Genomic DNA, 26,374 nt, shown 5'->3' with positions numbered 1-26,374 from the left:
GGGCAGGCGAGGGTGCGGGCGAGGGGCAGGGGAGCGTCGCAGCGGACCGTGGGGTGGAGGCGAGCGGTGGCGTTCATCGTGGGATCACAATGACGCGGCCAGGCCCGAACCGTCAGGGACGCCAGCGCCACCGGGGGGTCTCCGACCGGCCGCGGGAACGGGGGCGCGATCCGACCCGCAGCGCAGGTTTGGACGCGGGGTCGGGGACGAGTCACCGACGCGAACCGCTTGTCACCGATCGTCACCACGTCAGCCGGCGCCCGTGCTCGCGGCCTTGGGCCGAGCTCTCGCGCGAGCAGGAGCGGCCGTGGCTCTGCGCGCGGCTGGGGGCGCTCGGCCTCAACCGCTGGTCTATATCGAATGAAATCATGTCAGACCAGACCACTGTCTTTGCACACAGTCACAAAGTCTTCGTTGATCCTGTAGCGATGGCCACAAGCTTTGCTATCGCCTGGCCTGATCTGATACCTTTGCCTTGAATGATATGTGCGGTGGGTCTAAAAGGTGGTGTGTCGATTCGAGCAAAGTCGTTGAGGGGCCTGATCACGGCAACGAGCGTACTCGCGCTGAGCGCCTGCTACGAGGGCGTCGAGCCCGACGACTGGTACCTCGACAGCGGCTTTGGAGACACGCTCGGCGACGCCTCCGGGGCGGAGGGGGCCGATGGGATGCAGGACGAGGGAGACCCGACGACGACCGGGGACCCGACGAGCGGCGACGGCGACTCGACGACCGGCGACGGCGATGGCGACCCGACGACCGGCGACGGCGACGGCGACCCGACGACTGGCGACGGCGACGGCGACCCGACGACTGGCGACGGCGACGGCGACGGAGGCCAGACCACGGGTGACGGCGACGGCGACGGCGACCCCACGACTGGCGACGGCGACGGCGACGGCGATCCAACGACTGGTGACGGCGACGGAGACTCGACGACGAGCGGCGACGGCGACGGCGACCTCGAGCCGCTGCCCAACAACGACTACTGCGACCCGGTCTCAAGCTGGAACGCGAACTGGGTCGACATGGAGCTCGAGGTCCTCGAGCTCGTCAACCAGGCTCGGGCCCAAGGCGGGGATTGCGACAGCCAAGGCGTGTTTGCCCCCTCGGGTCCCCTGAGCTGGGACCCGACGCTGACCTGCGCGGCCCGTGTCCACTCCAAGGACATGGCCGACAACAACTTCTTTGATCACACCAATCTTCAGGGCAACGGGCCGGGCTGGCGCTTCGATCAGGCCGGGTACAACGGCGGCGGATGGGGCGAGAACATCGCGGCCGGCTACTCGGATCCGGCCTCGGTGGTTCAGGGCTGGCTCGACAGTGACGGGCACTGCGCGAACATGCTCAACCCGAGCTTCTCGTTGATCGGGATCGGCTACGCCACCGGCAACGGCGATTGGACCCACTATTGGACCCAGACCTTCGGGGGCTGACGCCCCGCTGGCTGCCGACCTCCAGTGCGGTCATCGTTTCCATCGTACTGTAGAAGCCCGCAGCGATCTGGACCAGCTCTTTCTCTGGTGACGTGGTGGTGCCGCGGCGGGCCGTCCGCGCTCGTAGCCGTCTCGGCGTGAAGCCGCCGAACATCTTCACGATGTGGCAACCTAGCAGCCCGGGGTGCAATGCCTCGCGCCGCCTCGCTTGGCCTTTTCGCCGATGGCTTTGTCGCCAAAACTTGGAGTACGCCCGGTACAGCGGCGTTTTGGCCTCGCGCCGGAATCTTCGCCGAGGGCTTTGTCGCCAAAACTTGGAGTACGCCCGGTACAGCGGCGTTCTGGCTTCGCGCCCTCGGCGAAGATTCCGGCGCGAGGCGACACGATGCATTGCACCCCGGGCTGCTAGACGCACGGCAGAGCTCAGCGGTGGTGGCGCCACGAGCCGGCCTCGACCGCTAGCGTCGCGGCTACGTAGGGCCGGTGTGGTCGCGTCATCTCGCGCCTACCGAGTTCCTCCGACATCGCAAACATGGTCCCGACCAGGACACCCGTCACATAATTCACGAGGCGCAACTCGAGCATGGGCAGCAGTTTGTTGAACTCAGCTTCGTACTGTGCCCGGTCTGGGTTCTCGTTCTCGTCGATCGCGAGGTGGAGGTACTGCAAGAAAGCGGAGACAGTCATGCTCGCGCTGTCCCCAATCCATGCCCGGTGACAACTCAGCGCAGCCTGCAATGCCGCCGACGAGGTGTCCCTCCTGACCAACCCCGTACGCAGCAAGGGGCCTCCAGGCCTCAACAACTGGCTACGAGACTGGGGGGCAAAGTATGGCTGGAACGAGATCTCTGGCACAAACGCAGATCGTGAGGTCGAAGCTCAGGAATTCGCCGATCAGGGCAAGCTGGTCGTTTTCACCGTCAAGACCGGGGACGGAAGCGTCGAGCCGACCGGCGGCGAGGGGCACTCGGGCGTCGTCGCACCCCAGGGCAGCCGCAGGAACCAGAAGTTCAAGGAAAGCGAGCGGATCGGCCGTCGCTTCGTTCGCTCGCAGGCCGGCGAGGTTCAGCTTCGTCAGGCCCGGGTCGGCGCCGCGCATGGAGAGCAACCGACAAACATCTTCGTCGGCCACTTCGACGCAGGTTTTTGGGTCTACGAGCAGAGCGAAGACAAGTCCCGTGGCAAGCCGGTGATCGATGGATTCAACCGATCTTGACCAACTCCGGCGCGAGGGACTGTGCGCGGTGTGTGGCTCAGCGCCGAAATTCCTCGATCGCCTTGATCGGTGTCCGCGCTCGACACTCCGCAAACGCCTGAATACTTAGCGCGTCACCGACTCGACCGACGAGCTGGTCCGCGGCCGGTCGGTCTTCAGCATGGGCCTGCAGGACCAGCTCCCGCCGTCCGTCGATCTCACCAGTGTAGAGGAGCTCGAGCTGCGCGACTTCGGGGTCGTCGGACAGGCCCGCTAGCAGCTCCATGGCGTCCGCGTTGGGGATCGCTCCGGCATCGTCTGTCGCATCCAGCACGATCCAGAACGGATCACAGTCACCGGGAGCGCGGCGATCCTCGGCGGCGCCATCGGACCAGTCGGCGTAGCGGGGCGTGAGGACCTCGGGCTCGAGTTCGATATCGACGCTCGCGTAGAGCACATTGCGCCGGATCCCATGATAGACCCCACGAAAGGGATGCTCGAGCGGCCCGAAGGACGCGAGGATCCACAGGTCGCCGTCCACCCAGGCGAGCGCGTCGTAGCGCGGGTGCTCGAGGTCGTCCTCGAACGTGGCTTGGACCCAGCCGCGCTCATACACGAAAGGCCGTCGCGTCATCGCGGCCTCGGACGGCACAGGCGCATGAACCACCTCCCAGTCCCCGCCGACCGGGCGACGCAGCAGCACGTAGGGGCCCCTGCTCGCGTCCTCGAGGGTCAGCCACAGTTCGCCCGCCGGTGAGCTCACCGCTGCGAGGATCCGGTCCCCCGCGCCAGCCGGCTCCTCGCCTGGCGACAGGTCGACGGGGATCTGGGCCCACGCGCCGCCGTCGTTGCGAACCAGGTATCGCTCGTCACCGAAGACGAGGACATCGGCGTCGCGCGCCGACAGCCCGAGGTGGTCGGGCACGGGCTCGGGCAGCCGAGCGCGGGTCGGAGCGCTTGCCCCGGGCGGCCAACTCAGGACCTCCGAGACCCGCTCGGGTGGCCCGTCCGGGCTCGTCGTCGCGACCGCGAGGGCGTGAACTGTGCCATCAGCAGTCGCCTGGACCCGGTCGAGCGCGCGGTCGGCCGGGAGCACCGGGATGCTCGCGTCGCTGGAGCCTGCGAGCCGCACGAAGCCGGTCTTCGCCCGGGCCCGCGCACGCTCGACTCGTTCGTCCGCGGCGCGCGACGAGAGGTCGACGGGCTCCTCGTTGGGGCGGTACGCGAGCAGACCGATCACCGCCCCGTCGCGCAGGAACAGCGCGCTGTAGTAGCCGATCAGCGCAGGATCGCTGTCGACCGCGAGCTCTTGCCAGCCGGCGGGGCTGCGCCGCAGCACGACCGCGTCGTACCAACCCCGGGTCGGGTTGACGGCGTGGACGACCAAGAACAGGTCACCGCTCGGGCCCACGGCGTAGGCACCGGCGACACGATGGTCGCGCTCGATCGCGTCGAGCGGCGGTTCGAGGCCCGGGTCGTGGAGGCCGTCGAGACCGAACGCGCGGGGCCAGCCGTCGATGCTCAGGGCGAGGTCCCGACCGTGGCCGATGATCTGCATGGGCCCGTCGCGGATCACGATCGGGCTCCAGGGCGCGCCTGCGTTCGGGGCCGGCCCTACGTCCTGCCGTTGGTCCGAGGCCGAAGTCCCGGAGTTGACCGCCGTCGATGGCTGCTCGGCGCGGTGACAGGCAACCGGAAGTGCGATCATCACGATCAATACGAGCGAGTGTCGGCGGGTCACTGCCGCATTGTTGCATCAGATCCAGACCGCAGCGAAGGAAGCCGACAACACGTCTGCAGCGACACGCACACTCGACGCCGTGCTTCATCCCCCGCGCGCGAGGAGGCGGGGGAGATCATGCCGGGAGTCGAGCTCGAGCTTGCGCAGTAAATTCGAGGCGTGGAACTTTGCTGTCCGCGGAGCAACCCCGAGCACAGTTGCGATGTCCTCGTAGCGATGGCCTTGAAATAGCCAATACAGAACTTCACCCTTCCGCGGCGTGAGTTGGCTTTGGCCGACGAGCCTGCGAACCACGACCTCGATGCGCTCGCTCGCGTCTTGTGGGAGCTCCGGGGGAGTTTTCGCGGGCGCGAACAGACTCGCGTGCGCGTGCGTGCGGGTCGCCGAGGAGCGGGGGGCGGTGTGCGAGACGGCCGCGTTCGCGACGCGGCCTCGCCATCTCCGGGTGCAGCGGATCGCGTTGGTGATGCCCTCGAGCAAGACCGTGGCCGGAACCGGTCGGACGAGGCAGTCGACCGCCCCACCGCGTAGCGATTGGGCGACCCCCGTGGGACCTCCTTCGCGCAACACCACCACCGCGGCGCAGGCCAGCTCGGACGAGCGCAACGCCGTAACGAGCCCGGCACTCCAGCCGCACGCCCGGTCCACGGCGATGACGCTGACCTCGCACTCTCGCGCGGCGTTGAGGCGCAGGCCCGGTCCAACGCGCCGGAGCACACATCCACGCCCCTCGAGGGCCGCGGCGAGCTCATCCGCGCTGGTCTCGTCAACCGAAATGACCTGCACGACTGCATTCTTCAGAACTACGTTGATCTTCATAGTCGAACTCGGATCAAGGAGTGATCCCGCACTTCATACTGGACGAGGGTGACGTCTTGCCTAGCAGCCCGGGCTGCTAGGGCCTATCTGATCGTGCTCGGCTCGGGTTTCGGATGCGGGCCCGACGAGGTCCCGCTCGAGCCGTCCGACGCCGAGATCGCGTTCGTCCGCGTCCATCACGACGACGGCGCCGAGCAGCTGTGCGCGTTCACGCCGGGCGAACCTGCGATCGCGCTGCTGGCTCGCGAGCGCTCGGGCACTTCGATCGCCGACCTGGGCTGGTCCGCGGACGGGCGCCTGCTCGCGTTCACCCGCCAACGCGACGACAAGCCGTCGATCATCCACTCGCTCGACCCGGAGCTCGGCGTCGAGCAGATGTACGCAATTGGCCAACCTGGTCACCTTGCAGGGTTGACTGCCTACGAGCACGGCCCGACCTCCGCCTGGGGCGAATAGTGCACCCCCGGCTCGGGCCAGCCGTCGTCGGTGCACTGCGAAGCCTCGACGGTCAGCGCCGACCAGTCGAAGGCATCGATGACCCCGCCGTCGAGGCCCACGCAGGGCCCCTCGGGGATCAGGTAGTGCTCGGTCAGGCCGTCATCGTCGAGATCGGCCGGAGCGAAGGGCGTCGGGCCGAGCAAGGTGAGCGGCGCGCCCTGAACCCAGGCGGTGTCGACCACGCACGAGTAGGGCATCTGAATGTCGGGACCGACGATCGTGTCGGGGTAGGCCACGCAGTGGTCCATGACCATCGCGGCCCCGGCCGGAGCGTAGAGGCCCGGGCCCGAGTTGGCCGTGTTGCCCGTGAAGGTGCAGCCGAAGAAGTCCGCCCGACCCCAGACCCCGCCGCCCGCGGTCGTGGCGTCGTTGTCGACGAACTCGCTGTTGACCACCGTCACGCCCGAGTCCTGGAGGCGCATGGCCCCGCCTGCGCCGTTGGTCGCGTGATTGCCGACGAAGCGCGAGTTACGGATCTCGATCACGTCGGCGTCGGCCGCCCCGTTCCTCAGGTAGATGGCCCCGCCGTAGTCGGCGCTGTTGTCGTTGAAGACCAGCGCGTCGAGGTTGACCGTCGACTCCTCGAGGTACATCGCGCCGCCCCCGGAGCCGGCGGAGTTGGCGATGAAGCTGGTGTCGGTGACGCTGAGCTGGGCGTAGGTCGCGTCGTCAGGGTCGTTCCACACATAGACAGCCCCGCCCCACTCGGCCGTGTTGCCGGTGAAGCTGCTGCCGGAGATCGTCAGCGAGAGGGGATCCCACACGATGATCGCCCCGCCGCGATCGCTGGCCTGGTTGTCGCGGAAGACCGAGTCGGTGATCGTGACCGAGCCGCCGTAGCGCATGTAGATCGCCCCGCCCCGGCTGGCGCTGAGCCGCTCGAAGCGCGACTCGCTGATCTCGACGGCGACCTCGGGGAGCCACAGCGCCTGGGGGCCGTCGGTGACCGTGAGCTTGGCCAGCTGCAGCGTGCCCTGGGGCACGGGAGTCCCCCCCAATGACAGCGCGTGCTCGAGGCCGCCGATGATCCGAACCCCGTCGATGCGGACGACATCGGCGGGGAAGCCCAGCGAGCTGGCCTCGATCCGGATCGGGCTCAGGGTCGAGGCGTCGGCCCCGAGCCGGACCGGGTAAGTGTCGACCTCGCGCTGCGCGAGCGCGGCCTCGGTGCCCGCGAAGCCGCCGTAGATCTCGACCGGGTAGGTGATGGTCGCGACGTGGGCGTCGAGGCTCGGCGCGTACTGGCCCTCGGCGATCCACAGCTGCGGGTTGGTGCACTCAGACCCGGCGTCGAGCGCGGTCTGGATCTCGTCGAAGGCCGTGGCCCAGGTCATGCCGTCGCCGCCGGGCGCCGCGTCGAGGTCGACGAGGATCGGCCCATCGCACAGGGTCGGGGGCGGAGTGGGGCAGACCCGCTCGAGGTCCTCGTCCGAGAGCGCGCGGCTCCAGACCCTGAGCTCGTCGATCTCACCGCCGAACCACCAGTCGGAATTGCCGCTCTCGCCGAGCGCCGAGTAGCCCGGATCGATGAGCCCGACGTTGCCGTCGAGGGTCGAGTCGAGCGCGCAGTCGATGTAGGTCCGGGCCGCGACGCCGCCCTCGACGACGAGCGTGACCTCGGCCCACTCGTCGTTGGTCAGGGCCGGCGAGCTCGTCGTCCACAGGTTGGCCTGGTCGTCGAGATTTTCGAGGTTGACCTGAACCCGGCCGCCAAGGTTGGGATCGCCCAGATAGAAGGCCTTGTGGGGGCCGCAGCCGAAGCAGAGGTTGTTGTACTTGTCGACGTCGGCGAGCTTGACCTGGGCGCTGAGGGTGAAGTCGCCGGTCTCGCCGCCGTAGAGCGCGAGCGCCCGGGGGCCGGTCAAGCTGACCTTGTCGGCGACGCCGTCGAGGCTCAGGGCTTGGCCCTCGGGGGAGGCCACGAAGACCCCGCCGAGCTTTTGGCCGTGGCGGTCGTTACCCGAGAGATCGGTGATCTGATCGCCTTGGTGATCCTCGAAGGTCCAGTGGAGCTCGAGATCCTGGTCGAGCGGGTCCGGGGCCGGACACAGCTGATCGAGATCGTCGTCGGTCAGGGCCCGACTCCAGACCCGCAGCTCGTCGATCTCCCCGCCGAACCAGCGGTCGGGGTTGGAGCTGAGCCCGACGGCCGAGAAGCCCGGGTCGAACAGGCCGATGTCGGAATTGTCGAGCTCCCCGGCCGCGGCGCAGTCGATGTAGTAGCGCGCGCTGGCCCCGTTCTCGACGACCAGCGTGACCCAGGTCCAGGTGTTCGCGCTCAGCAGCGGCTCGCTCAGCGGCCAGAGCTTGCCGCCGCCTTGGTCGTCGAGCGCCGCGATCAGCACGGCGCCGAGGCCCTCGGCGCCCGCGTAGAAGGTCGAGAAGGGCCCGCAGCCCGTGCACAGGGTGTTGTATTTGTCGACGTCGGCGAGCTTGACCCGGGCGCTGATCGAGAAGCTCCCGTCGGCCCCGCCGAAGATCGCGGGGTCGCGCGGGCCGACCAGGGACACGTAGTCGTCGACGCCGTCGAGGGCCACGGCCTGACCCGCGGGCGAGTCGACCAGGGTCGCGCCGGCCTCCAGCGTGCCGTGGCGGTCGTTGCCGGACAGATCGGTGATCTCGGCCCCGACGCTGTCTTCGAAGGTCCAGTAGAGCTCGAGAGCATCGTCGAGCGAGGGCGGAGCCGGACACAGCTGATCGAGCTCTTCGGCGTCGAGGGCCCGGTTCCAGATGCGCAGCTCGTCGATCTCCCCGCCAAACATCCAGGCGGGGTCGCCGCTGCGCCCGACGGCCGAGTAGAGCGGGTTGAAGAGGCCGAGCTCGGGGTTGTCGAACTGGCCCGCCGCCGCGCAGTCGACGTAGTAGTGGACGCTGGTCCCGTTCTCGACGACCAACGTGACTTGCGTCCACGTGCCGGCGGTCAGGGCCGGCTCGCTCTTGGTCCACAGCAGCCCGTCGCCGCCTTGGTTGTCGAAGCCTGCCAACAGCGCGTCGCCCTGCCCCGCGGTGCCCGCATAGAGGATTGAGAAGGGCCCGCAGCCCGCGCACAAGGCGTTGTACTTGTCGACGGCGTCGAGCTTGATTCGGGCGCTGACCGTCAGGCTCCCGTCGACGCCGCCATAGTTGGCCGGGTTGCGGTTGACGTAAAACGAGATGTAGTCGTCGACGCCGTCGAGCTTGACGGCCTCGCCAAGGGGCGAGGGGACCAGGGTCGCGCCCGCTTTGAGCTCGCCGTGACGCTCGTTGCCGGACAGGTCGGTGATCTCGAGGCCGGCGTGGTCCTCGAAGGTCCAGTGGAGCATCAGGCCGTCTTCGAGACCGCGAAACGAGGGCTCGAGCGGGCCGTCGTCCGCCTCCCCGGGCGCACACCCGACGAGCAGCGCGCTCGACATCACCGCCACCCACCAGGTCAGGACTCGCTCGAATTCGCGTTGATGCTTTTGATCTGTCACGGGGCCTCCGAATGTTCACCTGCCATGGGGCTGGTGACTTCTTGTTACATGGCTGCCCCGCTCGGATCATTCACACGAAAACATGGCTAGCAGCCCGGGGTGCAATGCCTCGCGCCGCCTCGCTTGGCCTTTTCGCCGATGGCTTTGTCTCCAAAACTTGCAGTACGCCCGGTACAGCGGCGTTTTGGCTTCGCGCCCTCGGCGAAAATTCCGGCGCGAGGCGACACGATGCATTGCACCCCGGGCTGCTAACCCTGCTTCTTCAAGAAGGCGGTCTTCAGCACGATCGCGACCTTGTTGACGCGGGCGTCGACGTGCGTGGGGTCGTCGGTCAGACGGATGCCCTTGACCAGGGTCCCGCGCTTGGCGGTGAACCCGGCCCCCTTGACCTCGAGATCCTTGATCAGCGTGACGGAGTCGCCGTCGGCGAGCTCGGTCCCATTGCTGTCGAGGGTCGGCGTACGCGCGGGCTCGTCGTCCGAGTCGAGCCCGGCGCGGGCCCACTCGAGGGTCTCATCGGTGAGGTAGATCTGGTCGAGCAGATCGCGGGCCCAGCCCTCGTCGGTCAAGCGGCTGAGCAGACGATAGGCGACGACCTGGACCGCAGGCACCTCGCTCCAGGCCGCCTGTTGCAGACAGAACAAGGACTTGGGGTCGAGGGGGGCGCTGCCGTCGACTTGGCCCAGGCAGGCGGGACACAGCAGCACGCAGCGGTCCTCGTGGGGGTCGGCGCCGGGCGGCACCGCGCGCACGGACAGGCCGTCTTTGGCGTTGCACAGCTCGCATTGATCACCCGCGCGGACGCGCAAGGTCGCTTCGAATTGGGTTAGGTCGGGCATGGTGGGGCTCGGGGGCTCATAACGCCTGACGAAGTAAGAATCCACCTCCTATCGCACGCGGACCGGAAGGGTCTCGCCCTCGCCGTCGACCTGGGCCAGAGCCCGCGGGATCGAGGCCGAGATCTCCGCCTCGAGCGCATCGAGGATGTCGCGCTTCCACGTGCGCCGATGGTGGACCAGGCTGATCTCGCGCGTGGGCGTGCGGGATGCGAAGGCGCGAACACAGCGGCGCCGCGTGGCCTTGGTCAAGGTCCGCGCGTAGGTCTCGGGGATCAGCGTGTAGCCCTCGGACGCGTCGATCAGCCGACGGAGCGTCTCGAGGCTGCCGCCGGCGAAGGACACGGAGCCGAGGTGCTCGCGCTCGCGGATGCCGCAGAAGTTGATGACCTGGGTCCGGACGCAGTGGCCGTCCTCGAGCAGCCAGAGCTTGCGTGGATCGAGCTCCTCGACCTCGACCTCGGCCGCCCGCAGCAGCGCCTCGTCGGGGTGGCCGTAGACGTAGAAGGGATCGTGAAACAGCACCCGCTCTTCGATCGCCCGCTCGTCGAGGGGCGTGGCCAGCAGCGCCGCGTCGACGCGGTTGTGGACCATCTCGGTCACGAGCTCGTCGGTCGGGCGCTCGTAGATCGCCAGCTCGACGGCCGGGTAGGCCTGGGCGAAGCGACGCAGAAACCACGGCAGCACGTAGGGCGCGAGGGTCGGGATCACCCCGAGGGCGAAGCGCCCGGCCGGCTCCTCGAACTTGCCGGCCGCGTGGCGGACCAGGCTCTGGTGCGCGTCGACGACCTGCTGGGCGTGCTCGATCACCGCCCGACCCGGCGGCGTCGCCTCGATCGGCTTGGTCCGGCGATCGAAGATCGTGACCCCGAGCTCGACCTCGGCCTTGTGGATCTGGGCGCTGAGCGTCGGCTGTGAGATCCCGACGCGGGCCGCGGCGCGACCGAAGTGCCCGGTCTCGAACACCGCGAGGATGTACTCGAGCTGGGTGATGGTGGGCCCCGCAGCCATAGACACATCCTATCAGGTTATTGAAATAATCGATTTTGCAAATCCTCATGACGGGGTCATGCTCCAGGCATGAAACGCAACGTCCCCAAGGTCGTGTTCAAGACCCGCGTCCGTGACGAGTCGATCGGCGGCGACAACCCCTTCCGCTGGCAGGATCTCGCGAGCGACGAGCTGTTCGGCGGCAAGCGCGTGGTGCTCTTCGCCCTGCCCGGCGCGTTCACCCCGACCTGCTCGTCCACCCACCTGCCCGGCTACGAGGCCCACTACGACGAGCTGCGCGCCCTCGGCGTCGACGAGGTCGTGTGCCTCTCGGTCAACGACGCGTTCACGATGTTTCAGTGGGGCAAGAATCTCGGCGTCGAGAAGGTCCGCTTGCTGCCCGACGGCAACGCCGAGTTCACGCGCAAGATGGGCATGCTCGTCGACAAGTCCAACCTCGGCTTCGGCTACCGCTCGTGGCGCTACTCGATGGTCGTCAAGGACGGCGTGATCGAGAAGCTCTTCGTCGAGCCCGGGTTCGCCGACAACGCGGCCGAGGACCCCTTCGAGGTGTCCGACGTCTCGACCATGCTGGCCTACCTGCGGGCGAGCTGAGTCCCTGCTATGTCCTTCAATTGGCTTCGAGTGGAATCTCATCGCAACTTTCCTGTCCGCGCTCGCCGGATCGGGGGTGAGCGATGGGAATCCATGGCGCGGCCATCACTGCCGACCGTCAGCCATCACCCATCACCGATGGGGTGATAGCTACATGACGTGCACCGAAGTGGAGGCGACCTTGGCCGCGAACCGGCCAATGTGCAAGCTACCCCGTCAGCGCGTCGGGGGAGTCGGGCGTGTGCGGCCGCAGCTCGGGCGGCCACGAGCTCGGATCCTCCGCCGGGTAGATCCGCACGGACTGTCCGCTGGCGTTGAGCAGCTCGTAGTCGGGACAGCCGAGGGCGGCGGCGGCGGCGGCGAGCCCCGATCGGGTGACGCCGTGGATCCCCGGCGCGAGCGTGCTCGATCCGCACTGGAACAGCCCGTCGATCTCGGTCTTGATCGGGAAGCGAAAGGGCCCGGCGTTGCGCAGCGAATTCTCCGGCCCATAGATCGACCCGCGCGTGACCTTGAGGTAGCGCTCGTTGGTCAGCGGCGTAGCGACCGAGCTGAACACGATGTGATCGCGCAGCCCCGGGACGATCCGCTCGAGCGTGTCGAGCATCTTCTCGCGAATGTAGGCCTTCTTGGCCTCGTAGGCGGCAGGCCGATGGTTGGGGTCGCTGTCTTGCCAGCGCGAGAAGGCGTCCCACGACGCCAGCGCGAACGCTTCGGCCGTGTGGAGGCCGTCGCTGCGCATCGTCGGATCCTTGAGGGTCGAGATGTTCAAGAACAACCCCGGCAGCTCGTCGATGTTGGAGAATTCGGGCTGCTCGCCGAGTCGGTAGGGCGCGTCGATGTCGGTCGTGTGGTTGTACCAGACGTTGCCCGAGTCGAGACCGGCCGCGCGCAGATCCATGCTGGTGGCCAAAAATAGGCTGATCGTCGCGACCGAGTAGCGCAGGTGTCGGACCCGCCGTCGGAGCCGCGAGCTCACGTGTCGCGGCGCGACCAAGCGGCTCCACAGCATGCTCGGATCCACGTTGCTCACGACGACGTCGGCGCGGACCTGGGCGCCGTCGCTCAGCTCGACGCCGATCGCCCGGCCCTCCTCGACGAGCACGCGCACGACCTCGGACCGGACATGAACCTCGCCTCGGTGGGCGCGGATCTGCCTGGCGAAGGCGTCGGGGATCGAGCCCGCGCCCCCGCGCGGGTAGCAGCCGCCGTTCATGTAGTAGCTCTGGAGGCCCGCGTGGACCACCGCGGGCGCGCGCGAGGGCCCGAGGCCGTGATCGCCGGCCTGGATCGACAAGATCGCGCGCAGCAGCGGCGCCTGGGTGAATTGGTCGAGGAAGCGCGACAGCGACATCAGGCCATAGCGCAGCGTCGTCGGCATCCGCGCGATCATCCACAGCTTGTCACGCAGGCGCTCGGGCGTGGCCCACTCGAGCTCGCGGGCCATTCGGTCGACGGTGTCGAGGTAGCCGTCGATCCCGGCGGCCTCGCTCGGGAAGCGCTGCTTGAGCCGGGCGCGGAAGGGCTCGATGCCCCTGGGGATGTCGAAGCGCTCGTCGCCGACGATGACATGCTCGAAGCCGTCGGGGTTGAGCTCGAAGAAGACCAGGTCGTCGGCGACGCCGAGCCCCTCGTAGATCCGGCGGAGGTTGCCGCCCTCCCCGAGCTCGCCGACATAGTGAACACCGGGGCTGAAGCGAAAGCCCTCGAGCTCGAATGTCTGGCTGTAGCCGCCGATCAAGTAGTGCTGCTCGAACACCACGACGCGCTTCCCGGCCCGGGCGAGCGCGGTCGCGGCGGCCATGCCTCCGGACCCGGAACCAATGATGATGGCGTCGTAGTCGGCCATGATTCGCACCCTAGCGCGGGACCCTCACGGTCTCGACGTGCGGCGCTTGAATTTGCTCGGCTATGTTTGCAGAGCCGCCGGTTGAATTGTCGGGCCGCAACGATTGCGCGGAGTTGTCTTGCTCGGGCCAGGTCCGCGGCTTGGCGTGATTGCCCCATGGTCGGCTCATGGACGATCCGCGCCTGGTGCGACAGGTCGACGCGCGCGCCCTCTGGGGCGTCGTGCCCCGCGATGCCGGGGAGGCCGGGGCGGCCGGGGCGGCCGCCAGTCAGCGATCGGTCGGCGAGACTGGCGACTCGGTGAGGGCACTTTATTAATAGTAAGAGGACCTGCAACCATTGCATTGGTGCGGTCGGTGTTGGGATGGGAGGCTATGGCCAAGGCAGGGGGCGTGGTTGCTCGCTGTCACCTGGAATACAGATTGAGCATTCGGATAATAACAGAAGGTAAAAAACATGCAAAACGACAAATCTTTTATGGGCACGCTCGAAGTCTCTGGCACCGGTAACATCGAGGTCGCGCCCGACGAGGCCACGATCCGATTTAGCGTCATCACCGACGCCAAGACCGCGGCCGAGGCGGCCGCGACGAACGCCATGCAAACCCAGGCCGTCATCGACGCCGTCGAGCAGCAGCCCAACCACGGGGTGACGACCAGCGGCCTCAGCGTCCGGCCTCTCACGACCTACGACTCGATGACCCGCACGAGCAAGATCACCGGCTTTCGGGCGACCAACGGCGTGAGCGTGAAGACCAAGATCGCCTACGCGGCGCAGATCTTCGACGTTGGGATCGGGGCCGGCGCCAACCAAAGCAGCGGGATCAAATTTGGTATCCAGGACGAGGGCCCGCACCGCGACGAGGCCCTGCGGATCGCGGTCAAGCAGGCCTTCGCCGAGGCCTCGCTCGTCGCCAACGCCGCCCAGATCACGCTCCGGGGCCCCGAAAGCATTCAGGTCAACACTGGCGGCCGGGTCGTCTTTCGCGCCGAAGCGATGATGGCCGAGTCCGTCGCAACCCCCGTACTCCCCGACAACCTCACGATCTCGGCGACGGTTCGGATCGTGTTTCGCACAGAGGTATCGTGAACGAAGATCAAGAATCGAATGGCCGTCGCCCGACCCTGGGCACGGCCTCCTATCGCGCCCGTCAAGTCGGCAAGATGATCGTGTTGTTTGCCGTCGGTGACACGCCGACGCCGAACTACAAGGTCTGGCTGCAGGCCGCGCCCGAGCCGGGCGAGGCGCGGACCTACGAGCTGTGGTGGCTCGCGCCCGAGGGTCCGCAGATCCAGCTGTTGACGCCCTTTAGCGTCCACAGCAGCTTCCGGACCGACCGCGACCTGGAGTCCGTCAGGGTCCGCGACGCCGCGGGCACCCACGAGGTCGCGGTCGAGGACGCGGGCGAGCTCGCGGTCGAAGAGACCAAGGCCCTCGTCTACCTCCACTGCGCGAATCAGTTTGACCTCGAGCACGAGGGCAAGCGGATCTCGTTCACCCAGGCCAACATCGCGGGGGATCCGCTGTTGAGCTACGGGGACCGCTATTTCTACGGGCGGCAGATCAGGATTCAGCGGACCCCGATCGGCGAGCTGATCACGGTGACCCTGAAGGAGGCGGCCGACGGCGAGAGCGAATTGTTCTCGCTGCTGCTTCCGGCCACGCGGGTGTCGGGCTACGAGACGGTCAAGATCGACGCCATGGTGTTCGAGACCCTCGTGCAGACGACGATCGCCGGACCGCCGATGGGCCAGCAGGTGCGCTACGAGAAGGTCGCGAGGGTTGAAGGGCGCGCGACCTATATCGTGAGCTGAGCGATCGCACTCGAGCGAGCGCGGGCTGCGCCAGGCACCCGCGCCGCTCGTCCCCCACGCGCCAAATTGTGTGTAACAGACCGAGGCGTCCGCGCCTCATAGTAGTATGGGCCTCCTCTCGCGCCGCCACGATGCGCCGGACGACTCGATCACCGACGCCGAGATCATCTCGCGCGTGCTGAGCGGGGACACCCGGGCCTTCGAGACCCTCATGCGTCGTCACAATGAGCGTGTGTATCGCGCCGTGCGCTCGCGGGTCCAAAACGAGGCCGACGTCGAGGAGGTCATGCAGCGCGCTTACGTCGCGGCCTTTCGCGCGCTCGGCCAATTTGAAGGGCGCGCGCGCTTCAGCACCTGGCTCGTCCGCATCGCCCTCAACGAGACCAGCCGCGCCCTGCGGCCCCGGGGCCCCCGCCTCGTCGTGTCCGAGAACGAGGAGCAGGTCCCGGTCGGGGGCAGCGCGGGCGAGGACCCCGAGCGCGCGGCCTACTTCGGCCAGATGGCGACCATGCTCGAAGAGGCGGTGGATCGCCTGCCCGAGTCCCTGCGCACCGCCTTCGTGCTCCGGGCCGTGCAAGGGGAGTCGACCCGCGAGGTCGCGCGGACCCTCGGCATCTCGCAGGTCGCGGTCCGGGTCCGGGTCCATCGTGCGAGGCAACAGGTCGAGCGGCGGCTGCGGGACGTCGCGGGCGGGGCGGTCGAGGAGATGTTCAGGTTCTATGCCCCACGCTGCGATCGGGTGGTCTCTCGGGTGCTCGCCGAGCTTGAGGGCCCAAGCGCTGATTGATCTGTAACGATCGGGCTTCACCGTGACTCTAAACCGGTGATGCTCGAGATCAAACAATCGATACTGATGTTCTGCGCACTCGGGGGGCTGGGCTGCGCAGCGACGACGCCCCTAGACGATCCCGAAATGGAGGACCCCTTCGCCGCTCAGGTCAGCGAGGGCTCGGTGCTCTACGCCGACCACTGCGCGAGCTGCCATGGCGACGATGGCAGCGGGACCTCGCAGGCGCCGGCGCTCGTCGGCCTCACGGAGGGGGCGCTGCCCCTCGATCCTGCCCCGGGCGCGGTTCGTGACACGCAATTCGAGACCGTCGCCGACGTCGGGGCCTTCGCCGTCGCCAACATGCCGCCAGCCGACCCGGGCAGCCTCATGGCAGACGAGTACTACGCGATCTTGGCGTTTGCGTTGTTCGCTAACGGTATTGAGCTCGAGGAAGAGCTGAGCGGCTCCCTCGCCGCGGAGATCGTCATACCTCGCTAGCAGCCCGGCCAGGTTGAATTCACACCGCCAGGCGCGACTCTGAATTGATCGCCGCTCTGGACCCGATAAAAATTAAATCAAGACACACAAACAAGAAAGAGAGATACACAATGAATCGCACACTCAATCTTCAGACTCGCCGGCCCCATGCGGTCCTCGCCCTCGCGCTCGGCAGCCTCGTGGTGTTGGCATCCTCGACGGCCGAGGCCCGCGCCTGCGGTAGCGCCGCGGTCGACTGGGTCGGTATCAACGACGACGCGCTGTTCGAGGGCACCAACGAGATCGATCCGAACGGGAGCTCGATCAGCGTCGAGTTCGACGAGGGCCAGGCAACGGTGACGACGATGGCGCCGGGCTGGTACGGCGGGTGGGGCTTGCCGGGCCTGCTCACGCTCGCGGACACATCCTACGAATTCGAGCCGTCGACGACGTCGATCGCCTGGGAGAGCCCGAGCCAGGGCTACTTTTACGAGCTGTCGAACCCGGTCTGCGAGCCCGGCAGCACGGAGGTCGAGTCGGCCGATCTGTTGATCGGTCGGGACTGGTTTGGCGGCTCCTTGGAGTTCTACGGGTCCGGGACGGTGACCCTGCAGTAGTCGATGCGGCGGGGCCAGCACGGCTGTGAGGGGTGGCCGTGGTGGCCGTGGTGGCCGCGCGGGCGCTGGGGCCCAGCGTGCTCGCCATGACGCGCGAGCGGGCGATCTACAAGGAGCCCGTCATCAAGCGGCTGAGCTCCGCGACCAGCCCGCGCTCGTCGGCCAGCGAGATCTGATCTTGCGTCAGCTCAATGTTGAAGTGCGCATACTGGCGGAGGATCTTCAGCACCGAGTCCTCGCTCAGGCCAACGAGCTTGGCGATCGACTCACACAGCGCGATCGCGCTCATCGAGCGGCCGAGCTCGGGGTCCCGTCGGCCCCAGGTCTTGAGGGTCATCAGGGCGAGGTTGGCGATCTGGGCCGGATCCACGCGGGTAGACCCCTGCGGGGTCAAGGTGGTCCGGACGCCGCGGGCGACCCGTTTTTCGACCTCGCTAAAGCGCCGCGCGAGCACGCGGATGAACGCGCCCATCCACGGCTTCATCGCGTCGACTTCGCGCTCGAGCACGTCGGCGGTCACGATCACCGCGACGACCTCGGTCAGGGCGACGACGCTCGCGGTTCGAGGCGTCGACGCGAGGATCGCCGTCTCACCAAACACGTCGCCGGGCCCGAGCGTGCGCAGCGGCCTGTGCTTGCCCTTGATCTGCTTGCGGACCTCGCAGCGGCCCGAGACCAGGATATACGCGGCGTCACCAACCTCGCCTTCGCGGATCAGCCACTCGCCCTTGGTGAAGCGCTGGCGGGGGAAGTTGTCGCCGCCGCGCATGAAGCCCCGGAGGTCGGCGCGGAGCTGCTCGACGCTCTGGTAGCGCTGGTCCGGATCGGGGCTCATGGCCACGCTCACGATCCGCCGCAGCTCACGGGCGATCGCCAGGTGCGGCAGCAGCACGGCCTGGCAGGCCTTGGCCTGGTTGAGGACCTCGACGGCGTCGTCGCCCTGGTAGGGCGGGTGGCCGGTGAGGATCTCGAACAGCAGCGCGCCGAGGGCGAAGATGTCGGAGCGATGGTCGACCTCGCCCCGCTCGCCGCGGGCTTGCTCGGGGCTCATGTAGGAGGGCGTGCCCATGACCACGTGAGTGGTGCCCGGGGTCGGGAGCAAGGTGTCGCGCACGCGCGCGGCCCGGGTGGTCGGGTCGTCGCCGTCGCGCTCGGGCAGGCCCTTCGCGATGCCCCAGTCCATCAGGTAGACCTGACCGAAGTCGCCGACCATGATGTTCTCGGGCTTGATGTCGCAGTGGGCGATGCCGCGGGAGTGGGCGAAGGCGACCGCGTCGAGGACTCTGAGGAACACGTCGATCAGGCCGAGGAGCTCGTCGTGGTCGAGGGTCGTCGAGATCCAGAGCCCGCGCGGACCCCTGCGATCGTGAGCGGCGCGCAGGTCGTCGAGGATCTCGAGGAGCGTGCGGCCCTCGACGAGCTTCATGGTGAAGAACAGGCGCCCGTCTGCGTCGACCGCGAGCTCGTGGATCGGGACGATGTTGGGGTGTTCGAGCTGACCGGTGATCTGGGCCTCGCGCATGAAGCTGCGGACCGCGAGGGTCGAGCGCTGGTAGTCCGCGTGCATCAGCTTGAGCGCGACGCGACGGCGGAGCGTGCGGTCGACGGCGGCCTCGACCGTGGCCATGCCGCCCCGGGCGATCTCGCCCTGACTCCGATCGAGGCGCTCGGCGTGATCGAAGATGATCGAGTCAATCAACGCCTGGACGGCGGGCTCCTGCTCGCCGCCTTCACCCGTCATCCGTGCTGGCCCCCACCATCGCGGCGTGGTTGTAGCACTGGATCAGCCCTCGGGCTGGAACTCCTGGCAGGCCAGGTCGATGTTGTCTGCGAGCGCGGTCTCGACCGCGTCCGGGACCGCGCTCGGGCCCTCGCAGATGTCCCGGTTGTACCCATTCATGCCCTCTTGCAGCATCGCAAACTCGTACAGGCGCTCGGCGTGAAAGGCCTGAACCTGGCCGCCGCAGCTCTGGGGCTGACCGCAGCCGTTGGACCCGGCGTCCATCATTGGATCACCGGCGATGACGATCGCCGAGACCCCGGCCGGGTCGCCAGCCTTGAGGGCGATGAGCGTGTCTTGGAGGGTCGCAACCGGCTGGCCCGAGACCTGACAGCCGAGGCCGCAGTCGTTGCCGCCGAACTGGTCGTACCAGCCGTAGTCGTCGACGTCGCTCATCAGGACCAGGACCAAGAGCGCGTCGTCACGCAAGAAGCCGCTGGTGTCGTTGCCGAGCAAAGTGACGGCCGAGCTCAAGACGTGCTCGCACCCGAGCGGCGCGCCGCCGCTGTTGCCGACCTGGGTCGCGGCGTTTTGAAAGTGGACCGAGATCTCGGCGGCGGTGTAGGCCTCGCTGTCGAACCACGGGTTTGGGTCGGCCCAGCCGTTGGGCGTGACCCAGCCGTTGTCGTTGTCGCCGGTCACCCCGATCCGGTAGTCGATCCCGCCGCAGTTGATGTTCTCGAGCGTGGACGTGATCGACAAGAAGGCCTGGCCAGACTTGAGCGCGTTGATCTCTTCGGCCATCGACAGTGAGCCGTCCATCGCGAACAGCATGTCGACCTTCTTGCAGCCCGTGTCGACGCAGGGCCCGTCGTCGGCGGTGTCGTTGTCGAGGGTGTCGAGCTTGGTCCCGTCGCCGTCGCCGTCGCCGTCGCCCGAGTCGCCGTCGCCGGTCTCGGGCGAGGTGCTCGTGGTGTTGGTGGCGGTGCCCGTGGTCTCGTCGGCGCTGCTGTTCTCGTCGGGGTTGGGGCCGGCGTTGACGCAGAGCGAGCTCAGGCAGGTCAGGCCCGGGTCGCAGGCGCCGCCGGCCGTGCAGTCGCAGCCCTCGGAGCCGATCACGCACGGGTCCTTGCAGCCCTCGAGGGTCAGGCCAACGAAGAAGGCGGACAATCCGGCGAGATACAGGGCAAGCTCACGCATGGGTCGAGGGTATCAAGATCCTGCGAGCTTCCGGCGAAAGCACGGCGCGCCGAGGCCGTTGCTCGCTGGCGAGGGGCCTGACTGCTACGCTCGCTCGTGCGCGGCCCAGCAGCATGGCTTCACCAAAGCTCAGCAATCTCAAGATCCGGGTCGACCACCTGCTGATTACGGTCGGCGGCGTGATCGTCCTCGTCGCGGCGGTCCTGACCTGGCGAGCGCTGCGATCACCGCCCGAGCGCGATCCGCTTGACGAGGGCCTCGAGCAGTTTCGCGCCAAGAAGGGCAATCGCCAGGCCGCGCGACCGCCCCGCTTCGTGCGCCCGTATCACGCCAGCAAGCCGCGCGAGCACGACGACCCCGGCGAGGGTCGCTTCGTCCCGACGCCGCCACCGCAGGAAGATCCGGGCGCCCTCGGCCCCGACGAGGCGATCGACAGCTTCCAGGAGGTCCTCGGCGAGCTCGAGGCCGCGCTCGAAGACGGGCGGCGGCTGAGCGCGCGCGAGGAGGCCGAGCTCTACAACCGCGCGACCGGCTCGTTCACCGCGCTGTCATCGTGGGTCGACGCCAGCGACCCGACCGAGCGCGCGCTGATGGACGACGCCTACCTGCAGATGAAGTCGCTGATGCGCGAGCTCGACATCCAGCCGCCGGTCCACGATCCCGAGGCGCGACCCCGACTCTGAAGCGCCGGAAAAGCTCGCCCCGCGACGCCCCCGGCGACGCGCGGCGCTCCAGCTTGCTAGGCGAACTTGCTAGGCGAACTTGCTAGGAGAAATGGGCCGTCAACGGGCAGTGGTCCGAGGGCGTGTCCCACTCGCGCGGCTCCCAGTCGAGCACGACCTCGGTGCAGCGCTCGTGCATCGGCTCGGTCGCGTAGACGTAGTCGATGCGCAGGCCCTGGCGCCGCTCCCAGCTGGCGTTGCGATAGTCGAACCACGTGAAGCGCCCGGGCTCCTGGTCGTGCTTGCGGAAGCAGTCGCGGAGGCCGAAGTCCTCGAGCGCGTCGAGGGCGGCGTGCTCCTCGGGCGTGAAGTGGGTCCCGCCTCGCATCGCCTCGACCGACCACACGTCGCGCTCGTCGCGGGCGATGTTGAAGTCGCCGCACAAGACCACGTTGTCGGAGGGCGAGAACCTGGCCCCGAGCTCGGCGCGCAGCCGCGCGAGCCACTCGAGCTTGTAGGTGAAGGCCTCGGACCCGAGCGCGGTCCCGTTGGGCACGTAGAGGTTGTAGATGCGGACCCCGGCGTAGGTGCAGGCGACGATCCGTCGGTGCTTGTCTTTGGGCCCGTCGGCGAAGCCGAGCTGGACGTCCTCGGGCTTGGCGCCCTTGGTCAAGGTCGCGACGCCCGCGTAGCCCTTGGTTCCATGGAGCGCGAGCTGGTAGCCGAGCTCCATGAAGGGGACCCGCGGAAACAGCTGGTCTTCGACCTTGGTCTCTTGCAGGCACACGACGTCGGGCTCGTGCTCGTCGAGGTAGGTGAGGACGTTGTCGAGCCGGGCGCGGACCGAGTTGACGTTCCAGGTCGTGAGAGAGAAGGACACCGACATGAGAGTACCTACTTCGGAAGCCGTGGCCCCGTCGTGAGTTTGCGAGTCCATTGTCTCCTCGCCCCCGGTCGTCGTGAGGGTCCGCAAGCGCCCGCGAACACGACGCCCGCAGACACCGTGGTACGCACAAGGGGATGGCCGAGACTCTGGATCCTGCACGCACGCCCGTGATCGTCGACGCTCTGCGCACGCCCATGGGCCGCTTCCGTGGGGTCCTCGCGCCGGTCCGCCCGGACGACCTCGCGGCCCACGTGATCCAGGCGCTCAAGGAGCGCTACCCGGCCGCGCTCGAAGATCTCGAGGACGTCTACTTTGGCGCCGCCAACCAGGCCGGCGAAGACAACCGCAACGTCGCGCGGATGGCCGCGCTGCTCGCCGGGCTGCCCGAAGAGGTCCCTGGCGTGACCGTCAACCGCCTGTGCGGCTCGGGCATGGAGGCGATCATCCAGGCGGCCAAGGCCGTGATGGTCGGCGAGGGCGCGGTCTACATCGCGGGCGGGGTCGAGAGCATGACCCGCGCGCCCTACGTGATGCCCAAGGGCGACAAGCCCTTCCACAACAAGCCCGAGATCTACGACAGCGCGCTCGGCTGGCGGATGATCAACCGCAAGATGGACGCGCTGTACCCGATCGAGTCCCTCGGTGGCACGGCCGAGAACGTCGCCACGCGCCACGAGATCAGCCGCGAAGATCAAGACGCGTGGGCCCTGCGCAGCCACGAGCTCGCGGCCTCGGCTCAGGACGACGGGTGGTTCGACGACGAGACGGTCTCGATCACCGTGCCGCAGGGGCGCAAGAAGGACCCGATCCGCGTGACCCTCGACGAGTCGGTCCGCCGTGACACCTCGCTCGAGAAGCTCGCCAAGCTGCCCACGGTGTTTCGCGAGGGCGGGACCGTGACCGCTGGCAACGCCTCACCGCTCAACGACGGCGCCGCGGCGCTGCTGATCACCTCGCTCGCGCGGGCCGAGGCGCTGGGGCTCCAGCCGATGGCCCGGATCGTCGCCTGGGGTCACGCGGGCGTGCACCCCAACATGATGGGGATCGGGCCGATCCCCGCCAGTCGCAAGGCCCTCCAGCGGGCCGGGGTCGGCGTTGGCGAGCTCGACTCGATCGAGCTCAACGAGGCCTTCGCCAGCCAGACCCTGGCCTGCATGCGGGCGCTCAAGCTCGACCCCGACAAGGTCAACCCGTCCGGCGGCGCGATCGCGCTGGGCCACCCGCTCGGCTGCTCGGGCGCCCGCATCACCACGACCCTGGTCCACAACCTGCGGCGTACGCGGGGCCAGTGGGGTCTGGCGAGCATGTGCATCGGCGTCGGGCAGGGCATCGCATGTGTGCTCCAGCGCACATCTTGAGCGCGCACTTCGCTGCTTCGCACCTGCGTGGGTCGGCGCCGCGCGGCCTCGAATAGGGCCGGCCTGAGGCCTCCGGTGCCGATCATCGGGACATGGCGAATTGCCCGCAAAGCCCGCTGCGCAGGCTTCTGCGCGGTCTCCTACGCGCTCTTTCGACGGTCGAGGGTTTGACGATCGAAGCGGCGCACCCCTAGCCTCCCGGCCATGACTCGCGTGTCAGCCCTGATCTCGTGCCTGGCCCTCGGGCTGTTGTGCTTCGTCCCCGCTTGCGACGGCGGCGATGCTCAAGACGAGGAGACCACCAGCACCGGTGGCGAGACCGGTGGCGAGACCGACGGCGGTCAAGCCTGCGGCACCGAGTGGGTCGAGAAGGACGGCACGACGCCGTCGATCATGGACGAGTGGGGGGCGCCGTGCATGCAGAACTCGGACTGCGAGCCGCTCCTCGGCGCCGACGCCGAGTGCATCACCAACATCCTCGGCGTCTACGACCTCCCCGGGGGCTTTTGCAGCAAGTTCTGCGAGCTGCCCGACACGATGACGACCTTCGTTCACGACGCGCCGGATTGCGATCCGAACGGCGGCGTGACCTGTGTCGGCGCCAAGGGCCTGTTCACCTCGTGCATCATCGAGTGCGAGAGCGACGACCAGTGCGGGCGCGAGGGCTACGGCTGCCGGACCATGCCGACGCTCGCGTCCGAGGGGGATCCGACCTTTTGTCTGATGAACACCACCGACTGCTGCGCGACCGACTCTGGCGAGTGCGCGCCCTGAGCTGAGCGGGGCCAGACAAGAAGGGGGCCGGATGCCAGTGCTGCTCGACGGCGCGATGGCGACCGAGCTGAGCGCGCGGGGCTTCGACCTGCGCGCGCCGCTGTTCAGCGCGCGGGCCCTGCTCGACGCGCCGGAGCTCGTGGCCGAGATCCACTGGGACTACCTGCGCGCGGGCGCCCAGGTGCTGACGACCAACAGCTTCGGGCTCCACGCGAGCACCCTGGCTGTCGCCGGGCTCGGGGAGCGCCAGCGCGAGCTCGCCCTGCGTTCGGTCGAGCTCGTCGAGCTCGCGCGCCGACGCGCGCTCGAGGGCGATCGATCCCTCGCGCGTTTTCGCGTGGCCGGCTCGATCCCGCCGCGACCCCTGAACGACCAGGACTGCGCCGAGCCGGACCTCGCCCGCGCCGAGTACCGCAGCCTCGCCGCGCAGCTCGTCGGCGCGGGGGTCGATCTCATCCTGCTCGAGACCTTCACCCGCGTGAGCGAGGCCAAGCTGGCGCTCGAGGGGCTGGCCGAGATCGCGGTGCCCGTGTGGCTCGCGGTGGTCGCAGGCATGCCCCAGCAGCGTGTCAGTCGGCCCGACGGGACCCGGCTGATCGGCGGCGACAGCTTCGACGAGCTCGCCGAGCTGACCCGGGCGAGCGGCGAGCACCGCGTCCCCGACGCGCTGCTCATCAACTGCACCCAGATCGACGCGATCCCGGCGGCGCTCGACAGCCTCATCGCCAGCGTCGGCCCGGGGCGGCCGCTCGGCTCGAGCCCGCACCTCGGCAAGCGGCGCTACGACGGCGTCTGGGTCGATCGCATCGTCGAACCAGAGGTGTTCGCCGAGCAGATCCATGCATGGATGCACAGTCGACCCGCGCTGGACCTCGCCGGAGCCTGCTGCGGATCGACCCCGGCCTATATCGCCGCGATGAAGCGTTGGCTGCAACCCGACGAGCTTGCCCGCGAACGCGCGTTCGTGCGGCTGGCTGAGCTCGTGCCTTAAAACTACCCCACCGCGAGGCCGGTCGATCGTATCGTCGGGCGGTGCAAGCGGATCCCAACGGTGCCGTCCCGCTTGGCGAGGCGATCGGGCGCGAGGGCGACGTCGACCGCCTGTGGGCCCGCCTGATCGAGGGCAACGTGATCCTCACGGGCCGGAGCGGGATCGGCAAGACCACCGTCACCCGACTGATGATCGCCGACGCCCCGACCGGGTGGACGGGGCGGCGGGTCGCGCTGGCCGAGCTCCGCGGTCCCGCGGCTGCGTCGGCGGCGATCATCGAGGCGCTCTCGCGGGACCCCGACGCGGGCGAGTCCCTGCGCGCCGCGGTCGCGCCCGTGCTCGATGGCGAGGGCCGGGTGTCGGCGACCAAGCTCGAGGGAGATCCGAGCTCGGCCCTGCGCGCCGCGATCGAGGCCCAGCTCGACGATCGCTCGGTCGGCGTGGTCCTGGTCCTCGATGACTTCGATCGCTTCCTCGCAGGCTCGGGCATGCCGGGCAGCGACGAGCTCGTCGCCTTGGGTGAGAGCCTCGCCGAGCTCAGCGGCGGCGACACGCGCGTGCGCTTGTTGATCGTCAGCAGCACTCACCTCGATCGCAGCGTTGAACGCGTGCGCCCGGAGCTGGCGCCCGCGCTGCTCGACCGCTGCGCCCGCGTGACCCTCGAGCAGCTGCGGCCCGAGGCCGGCGCCCGCCTCGTCAGCGCCCTGCTGCTCGGCGAGAGCATCACCGCCCGCGACCGCGCCGCGTTCGCCCGATCGCTGGCCGACGACTGCGATCACACGCCGCGCTGGATCCACTGCGCCATGGCCCACTTCGTCAAGCGCCGCAAGCCGATCGTCGACGGCGATCTCGAGCGCTGCATGGTCGAGGCCGTGTCCGATCTCGACCGCGAGCCCTGGGTCTTGCGCCACGAATTCGCGCCGCTGCTCGACCACTACATCCAGCCGCAGCGCGGGCTGGCGTTCTCGATCCTGGATCAGCTCGCGCTCGCCGAGGAGCGCGCGATGACCTTCGCGCAGCTGCGCCGACAGCTGGCGATGGAGATGACGATCGACGAGGACGCCGTGCGGCGTGTGATCGACGAGCTGCGCGGGGATCAGCTGATTCAAGAGTTCGGCGGGCGGCTCGCGTTCGCAGGCGAGCTCCTGCGCATGGCCTGGCTCAAGCTCCGCTTTGTCTGAGCCGAGACGCCAGGAGGTCGCTGCGTAGCGGGCGATAGCCGCGCTCGACCCGAGCAGGAGCGGCTGGCGTTGTCCTCGGTAAAGGCTGCGGTGGAGGGGGCCCCTCGCCGCAGGTCGTGGAGCTCGCCCTGGGCGACCAACACACCTGCGCCCTGCTCGACTCGGGCCGCGTGCGCTGCTGGGGCTACAACCACCGCGGTCAGCTCGGCCTCGGTGACCCCACCCTCCTCGATCCCATCGACGCCCTCGACATGAGCAGCCCGCACGAGCGCGAGCTTCTGCCCCAGTGTGACTGAGGCAGCATGGAGCTCGTGGGCTCCAGAGGCTCAAATTCGCTGGCACCTCCTGCAAAGGGACTGTTCTCGTTCCGCGTGAACGACGCGCTGGGCGTCAGTGCAGTGGCCAGAGACCCTTCGACGGTCCCTGGTCAAGGCTGCCGTGTTAGCGTCAAGCTCGATGCGCAGGAGACCCACCAGGGGCGTTCACCGATGGACT

At 68.4% G+C, this 26,374-nt stretch carries 25 protein-coding genes; 15 read left to right on the top strand and 10 right to left on the bottom strand.

Annotated elements, in window-relative coordinates:
* The first annotated feature begins 530 nt into the window (after window positions 1–530).
* A complete protein-coding gene (locus tag ENSA5_RS39230) occupies window positions 531–1,436 on the top strand; it encodes a CAP domain-containing protein (protein WP_258182902.1) in 906 nt (301 codons plus the stop codon).
* Window positions 1,437–1,859: 423 nt separating this feature from the next.
* Here the strand turns inward: ENSA5_RS39230 and ENSA5_RS17995 are convergent, their stop codons facing one another.
* Window positions 1,860–2,123 carry a hypothetical protein gene (locus ENSA5_RS17995; RefSeq protein ID WP_146155832.1) on the bottom strand — a complete coding sequence of 88 codons (264 nt, stop codon included), beginning with the start codon at window positions 2,121–2,123 and terminating at the stop codon, window positions 1,860–1,862.
* 64 nt (window positions 2,124–2,187) lie between these two features.
* Here ENSA5_RS17995 and ENSA5_RS17990 point away from each other — a divergent pair, with 64 nt between their 5' ends.
* Window positions 2,188–2,652, top strand: a complete 465-nt coding sequence (locus ENSA5_RS17990; RefSeq protein WP_106392910.1) for a hypothetical protein — start codon at window positions 2,188–2,190, stop codon at window positions 2,650–2,652.
* 37 nt (window positions 2,653–2,689) lie between these two features.
* On the opposite strand, the gene ENSA5_RS17985 is transcribed toward ENSA5_RS17990, so the two are convergent.
* Together ENSA5_RS17985 and ENSA5_RS17980 are read right to left on the bottom strand one after the other, a co-directional pair.
* Complete coding sequence (locus tag ENSA5_RS17985; RefSeq protein WP_181197878.1) at window positions 2,690–4,342, bottom strand: hypothetical protein; 1,653 nt, start codon at window positions 4,340–4,342, stop codon at window positions 2,690–2,692.
* Window positions 4,343–4,456: 114 nt separating this feature from the next.
* A complete protein-coding gene (locus tag ENSA5_RS17980; protein ID WP_181197877.1) occupies window positions 4,457–5,158 on the bottom strand; it encodes a LuxR family transcriptional regulator in 702 nt (233 codons plus the stop codon).
* An 81-nt stretch (window positions 5,159–5,239) separates the two neighbouring features.
* Here ENSA5_RS17980 and ENSA5_RS17975 point away from each other — a divergent pair, with 81 nt between their 5' ends.
* Window positions 5,240–5,647 (top strand): hypothetical protein, encoded by a 408-nt coding sequence (locus tag ENSA5_RS17975; protein ID WP_181197876.1) that lies wholly within the window; start codon window positions 5,240–5,242, stop codon window positions 5,645–5,647.
* Here the strand turns inward: ENSA5_RS17975 and ENSA5_RS17970 are convergent.
* The 3 genes from ENSA5_RS17970 to ENSA5_RS17960 all read right to left on the bottom strand — a co-directional run bounded on the left by ENSA5_RS17970 (window position 5,611) and on the right by ENSA5_RS17960 (window position 10,988).
* Window positions 5,611–9,141, bottom strand: coding sequence for a LamG-like jellyroll fold domain-containing protein (locus tag ENSA5_RS17970; protein WP_146155830.1), 3,531 nt, complete (start codon window positions 9,139–9,141; stop codon window positions 5,611–5,613). The genes ENSA5_RS17975 and ENSA5_RS17970 overlap by 37 nt on opposite strands.
* Window positions 9,142–9,389: 248 nt before the next feature.
* Complete coding sequence (locus ENSA5_RS17965) at window positions 9,390–9,980, bottom strand: PhnA domain-containing protein (protein ID WP_106392905.1); 591 nt, start codon at window positions 9,978–9,980, stop codon at window positions 9,390–9,392.
* Between the two features lie 48 nt (window positions 9,981–10,028).
* Entirely contained in the window at window positions 10,029–10,988 is a 960-nt protein-coding gene (locus ENSA5_RS17960; RefSeq protein WP_106392904.1) for a hydrogen peroxide-inducible genes activator, read from the bottom strand.
* 69 nt (window positions 10,989–11,057) lie between these two features.
* On the opposite strand from ENSA5_RS17960, the gene ENSA5_RS17955 reads away from it, so the two are divergent.
* Window positions 11,058–11,582, top strand: a complete 525-nt coding sequence (locus ENSA5_RS17955; protein WP_106392903.1) for a peroxiredoxin — start codon at window positions 11,058–11,060, stop codon at window positions 11,580–11,582.
* A gap of 208 nt (window positions 11,583–11,790) precedes the next feature.
* Here the strand turns inward: ENSA5_RS17955 and ENSA5_RS17950 are convergent, their stop codons facing one another.
* Window positions 11,791–13,431 carry a phytoene desaturase family protein gene (locus ENSA5_RS17950; protein WP_106392902.1) on the bottom strand — a complete coding sequence of 547 codons (1,641 nt, stop codon included), beginning with the start codon at window positions 13,429–13,431 and terminating at the stop codon, window positions 11,791–11,793.
* A gap of 476 nt (window positions 13,432–13,907) precedes the next feature.
* Between ENSA5_RS17950 and ENSA5_RS17945 the strand changes: the two genes are divergently transcribed.
* From ENSA5_RS17945 to ENSA5_RS17925, 5 genes are all read left to right on the top strand, one after another.
* The gene (locus ENSA5_RS17945) at window positions 13,908–14,519 is read left to right on the top strand and encodes an SIMPL domain-containing protein (protein WP_181197875.1); all 612 of its coding nucleotides are present in this window, start codon (window positions 13,908–13,910) and stop codon (window positions 14,517–14,519) included.
* Complete coding sequence (locus ENSA5_RS17940) at window positions 14,516–15,244, top strand: hypothetical protein (protein ID WP_106392900.1); 729 nt, start codon at window positions 14,516–14,518, stop codon at window positions 15,242–15,244. Before ENSA5_RS17945 ends, ENSA5_RS17940 begins: the two co-directional genes overlap by 4 nt.
* A 106-nt stretch (window positions 15,245–15,350) precedes the next feature.
* A complete protein-coding gene (locus tag ENSA5_RS17935; RefSeq protein ID WP_106392899.1) occupies window positions 15,351–16,031 on the top strand; it encodes an RNA polymerase sigma factor in 681 nt (226 codons plus the stop codon).
* 126 nt (window positions 16,032–16,157) lie between these two features.
* Window positions 16,158–16,511 (top strand): c-type cytochrome, encoded by a 354-nt coding sequence (locus tag ENSA5_RS17930; RefSeq protein WP_181197874.1) that lies wholly within the window; start codon window positions 16,158–16,160, stop codon window positions 16,509–16,511.
* Window positions 16,512–16,621: 110 nt separating this feature from the next.
* Complete coding sequence (locus ENSA5_RS17925; protein ID WP_146155829.1) at window positions 16,622–17,107, top strand: hypothetical protein; 486 nt, start codon at window positions 16,622–16,624, stop codon at window positions 17,105–17,107.
* 106 nt (window positions 17,108–17,213) lie between these two features.
* On the opposite strand, the gene ENSA5_RS17920 is transcribed toward ENSA5_RS17925, so the two are convergent.
* Window positions 17,214–18,848 carry a protein kinase domain-containing protein gene (locus ENSA5_RS17920; RefSeq protein WP_106392896.1) on the bottom strand — a complete coding sequence of 545 codons (1,635 nt, stop codon included), beginning with the start codon at window positions 18,846–18,848 and terminating at the stop codon, window positions 17,214–17,216.
* Window positions 18,849–18,890: 42 nt separating this feature from the next.
* Window positions 18,891–20,027, bottom strand: a complete 1,137-nt coding sequence (locus ENSA5_RS17915; RefSeq protein ID WP_106392895.1) for a hypothetical protein — start codon at window positions 20,025–20,027, stop codon at window positions 18,891–18,893.
* Between the two features lie 113 nt (window positions 20,028–20,140).
* Here ENSA5_RS17915 and ENSA5_RS17910 point away from each other — a divergent pair, with 113 nt between their 5' ends.
* Window positions 20,141–20,710, top strand: coding sequence for a hypothetical protein (locus ENSA5_RS17910; RefSeq protein WP_106392894.1), 570 nt, complete (start codon window positions 20,141–20,143; stop codon window positions 20,708–20,710).
* An 82-nt stretch (window positions 20,711–20,792) separates the two neighbouring features.
* Here the strand turns inward: ENSA5_RS17910 and xth are convergent, their stop codons facing one another.
* The gene (xth, locus tag ENSA5_RS17905) at window positions 20,793–21,569 is read right to left on the bottom strand and encodes an exodeoxyribonuclease III (RefSeq protein ID WP_181197873.1); all 777 of its coding nucleotides are present in this window, start codon (window positions 21,567–21,569) and stop codon (window positions 20,793–20,795) included.
* Between the two features lie 140 nt (window positions 21,570–21,709).
* Here xth and ENSA5_RS17900 point away from each other — a divergent pair, with 140 nt between their 5' ends.
* From ENSA5_RS17900 to ENSA5_RS17880, 5 genes are all read left to right on the top strand, one after another.
* Window positions 21,710–22,933, top strand: a complete 1,224-nt coding sequence (locus tag ENSA5_RS17900; protein WP_106392892.1) for a thiolase family protein — start codon at window positions 21,710–21,712, stop codon at window positions 22,931–22,933.
* Between the two features lie 204 nt (window positions 22,934–23,137).
* Window positions 23,138–23,707, top strand: coding sequence for a hypothetical protein (locus ENSA5_RS17895; protein WP_106392891.1), 570 nt, complete (start codon window positions 23,138–23,140; stop codon window positions 23,705–23,707).
* A gap of 31 nt (window positions 23,708–23,738) precedes the next feature.
* The gene (locus tag ENSA5_RS17890) at window positions 23,739–24,698 is read left to right on the top strand and encodes a homocysteine S-methyltransferase family protein (RefSeq protein WP_106392890.1); all 960 of its coding nucleotides are present in this window, start codon (window positions 23,739–23,741) and stop codon (window positions 24,696–24,698) included.
* 41 nt (window positions 24,699–24,739) lie between these two features.
* Window positions 24,740–25,879, top strand: coding sequence for an ATP-binding protein (locus ENSA5_RS17885; protein WP_106392889.1), 1,140 nt, complete (start codon window positions 24,740–24,742; stop codon window positions 25,877–25,879).
* A 116-nt stretch (window positions 25,880–25,995) separates the two neighbouring features.
* A complete protein-coding gene (locus tag ENSA5_RS17880; RefSeq protein WP_106392888.1) occupies window positions 25,996–26,175 on the top strand; it encodes an RCC1 domain-containing protein in 180 nt (59 codons plus the stop codon).
* The last annotated feature ends 199 nt before the right edge of the window (window positions 26,176–26,374 follow it).

The organism is Enhygromyxa salina (assembly GCF_002994615.1).
Taxonomy (GTDB): domain Bacteria; phylum Myxococcota_A; class Polyangia; order Nannocystales; family Nannocystaceae; genus Plesiocystis; species Plesiocystis salina_A.
This window is presented reverse-complemented; position numbering and strand designations above follow the sequence as displayed.

Coding starts and splice junctions, on each gene's coding strand:
- ENSA5_RS17995 (WP_146155832.1), bottom strand. CDS start 2,123: ATGACTGTCTCCGCTTTCTTGCAGTACCTCCACCTCGCGATCGACGAG.
- ENSA5_RS17965 (WP_106392905.1), bottom strand. CDS start 9,980: ATGCCCGACCTAACCCAATTCGAAGCGACCTTGCGCGTCCGCGCGGGT.
- ENSA5_RS17960 (WP_106392904.1), bottom strand. CDS start 10,988: ATGGCTGCGGGGCCCACCATCACCCAGCTCGAGTACATCCTCGCGGTG.
- ENSA5_RS17955 (WP_106392903.1), top strand. CDS start 11,058: ATGAAACGCAACGTCCCCAAGGTCGTGTTCAAGACCCGCGTCCGTGAC.
- ENSA5_RS17950 (WP_106392902.1), bottom strand. CDS start 13,431: ATGGCCGACTACGACGCCATCATCATTGGTTCCGGGTCCGGAGGCATG.
- ENSA5_RS17945 (WP_181197875.1), top strand. CDS start 13,908: ATGGGCACGCTCGAAGTCTCTGGCACCGGTAACATCGAGGTCGCGCCC.
- ENSA5_RS17935 (WP_106392899.1), top strand. CDS start 15,351: ATGGGCCTCCTCTCGCGCCGCCACGATGCGCCGGACGACTCGATCACC.
- ENSA5_RS17930 (WP_181197874.1), top strand. CDS start 16,158: ATGGAGGACCCCTTCGCCGCTCAGGTCAGCGAGGGCTCGGTGCTCTAC.
- ENSA5_RS17925 (WP_146155829.1), top strand. CDS start 16,622: ATGAATCGCACACTCAATCTTCAGACTCGCCGGCCCCATGCGGTCCTC.
- ENSA5_RS17920 (WP_106392896.1), bottom strand. CDS start 18,848: ATGACGGGTGAAGGCGGCGAGCAGGAGCCCGCCGTCCAGGCGTTGATT.
- ENSA5_RS17915 (WP_106392895.1), bottom strand. CDS start 20,027: ATGCGTGAGCTTGCCCTGTATCTCGCCGGATTGTCCGCCTTCTTCGTT.
- ENSA5_RS17910 (WP_106392894.1), top strand. CDS start 20,141: ATGGCTTCACCAAAGCTCAGCAATCTCAAGATCCGGGTCGACCACCTG.
- ENSA5_RS17900 (WP_106392892.1), top strand. CDS start 21,710: ATGGCCGAGACTCTGGATCCTGCACGCACGCCCGTGATCGTCGACGCT.
- ENSA5_RS17895 (WP_106392891.1), top strand. CDS start 23,138: ATGACTCGCGTGTCAGCCCTGATCTCGTGCCTGGCCCTCGGGCTGTTG.
- ENSA5_RS17890 (WP_106392890.1), top strand. CDS start 23,739: ATGCCAGTGCTGCTCGACGGCGCGATGGCGACCGAGCTGAGCGCGCGG.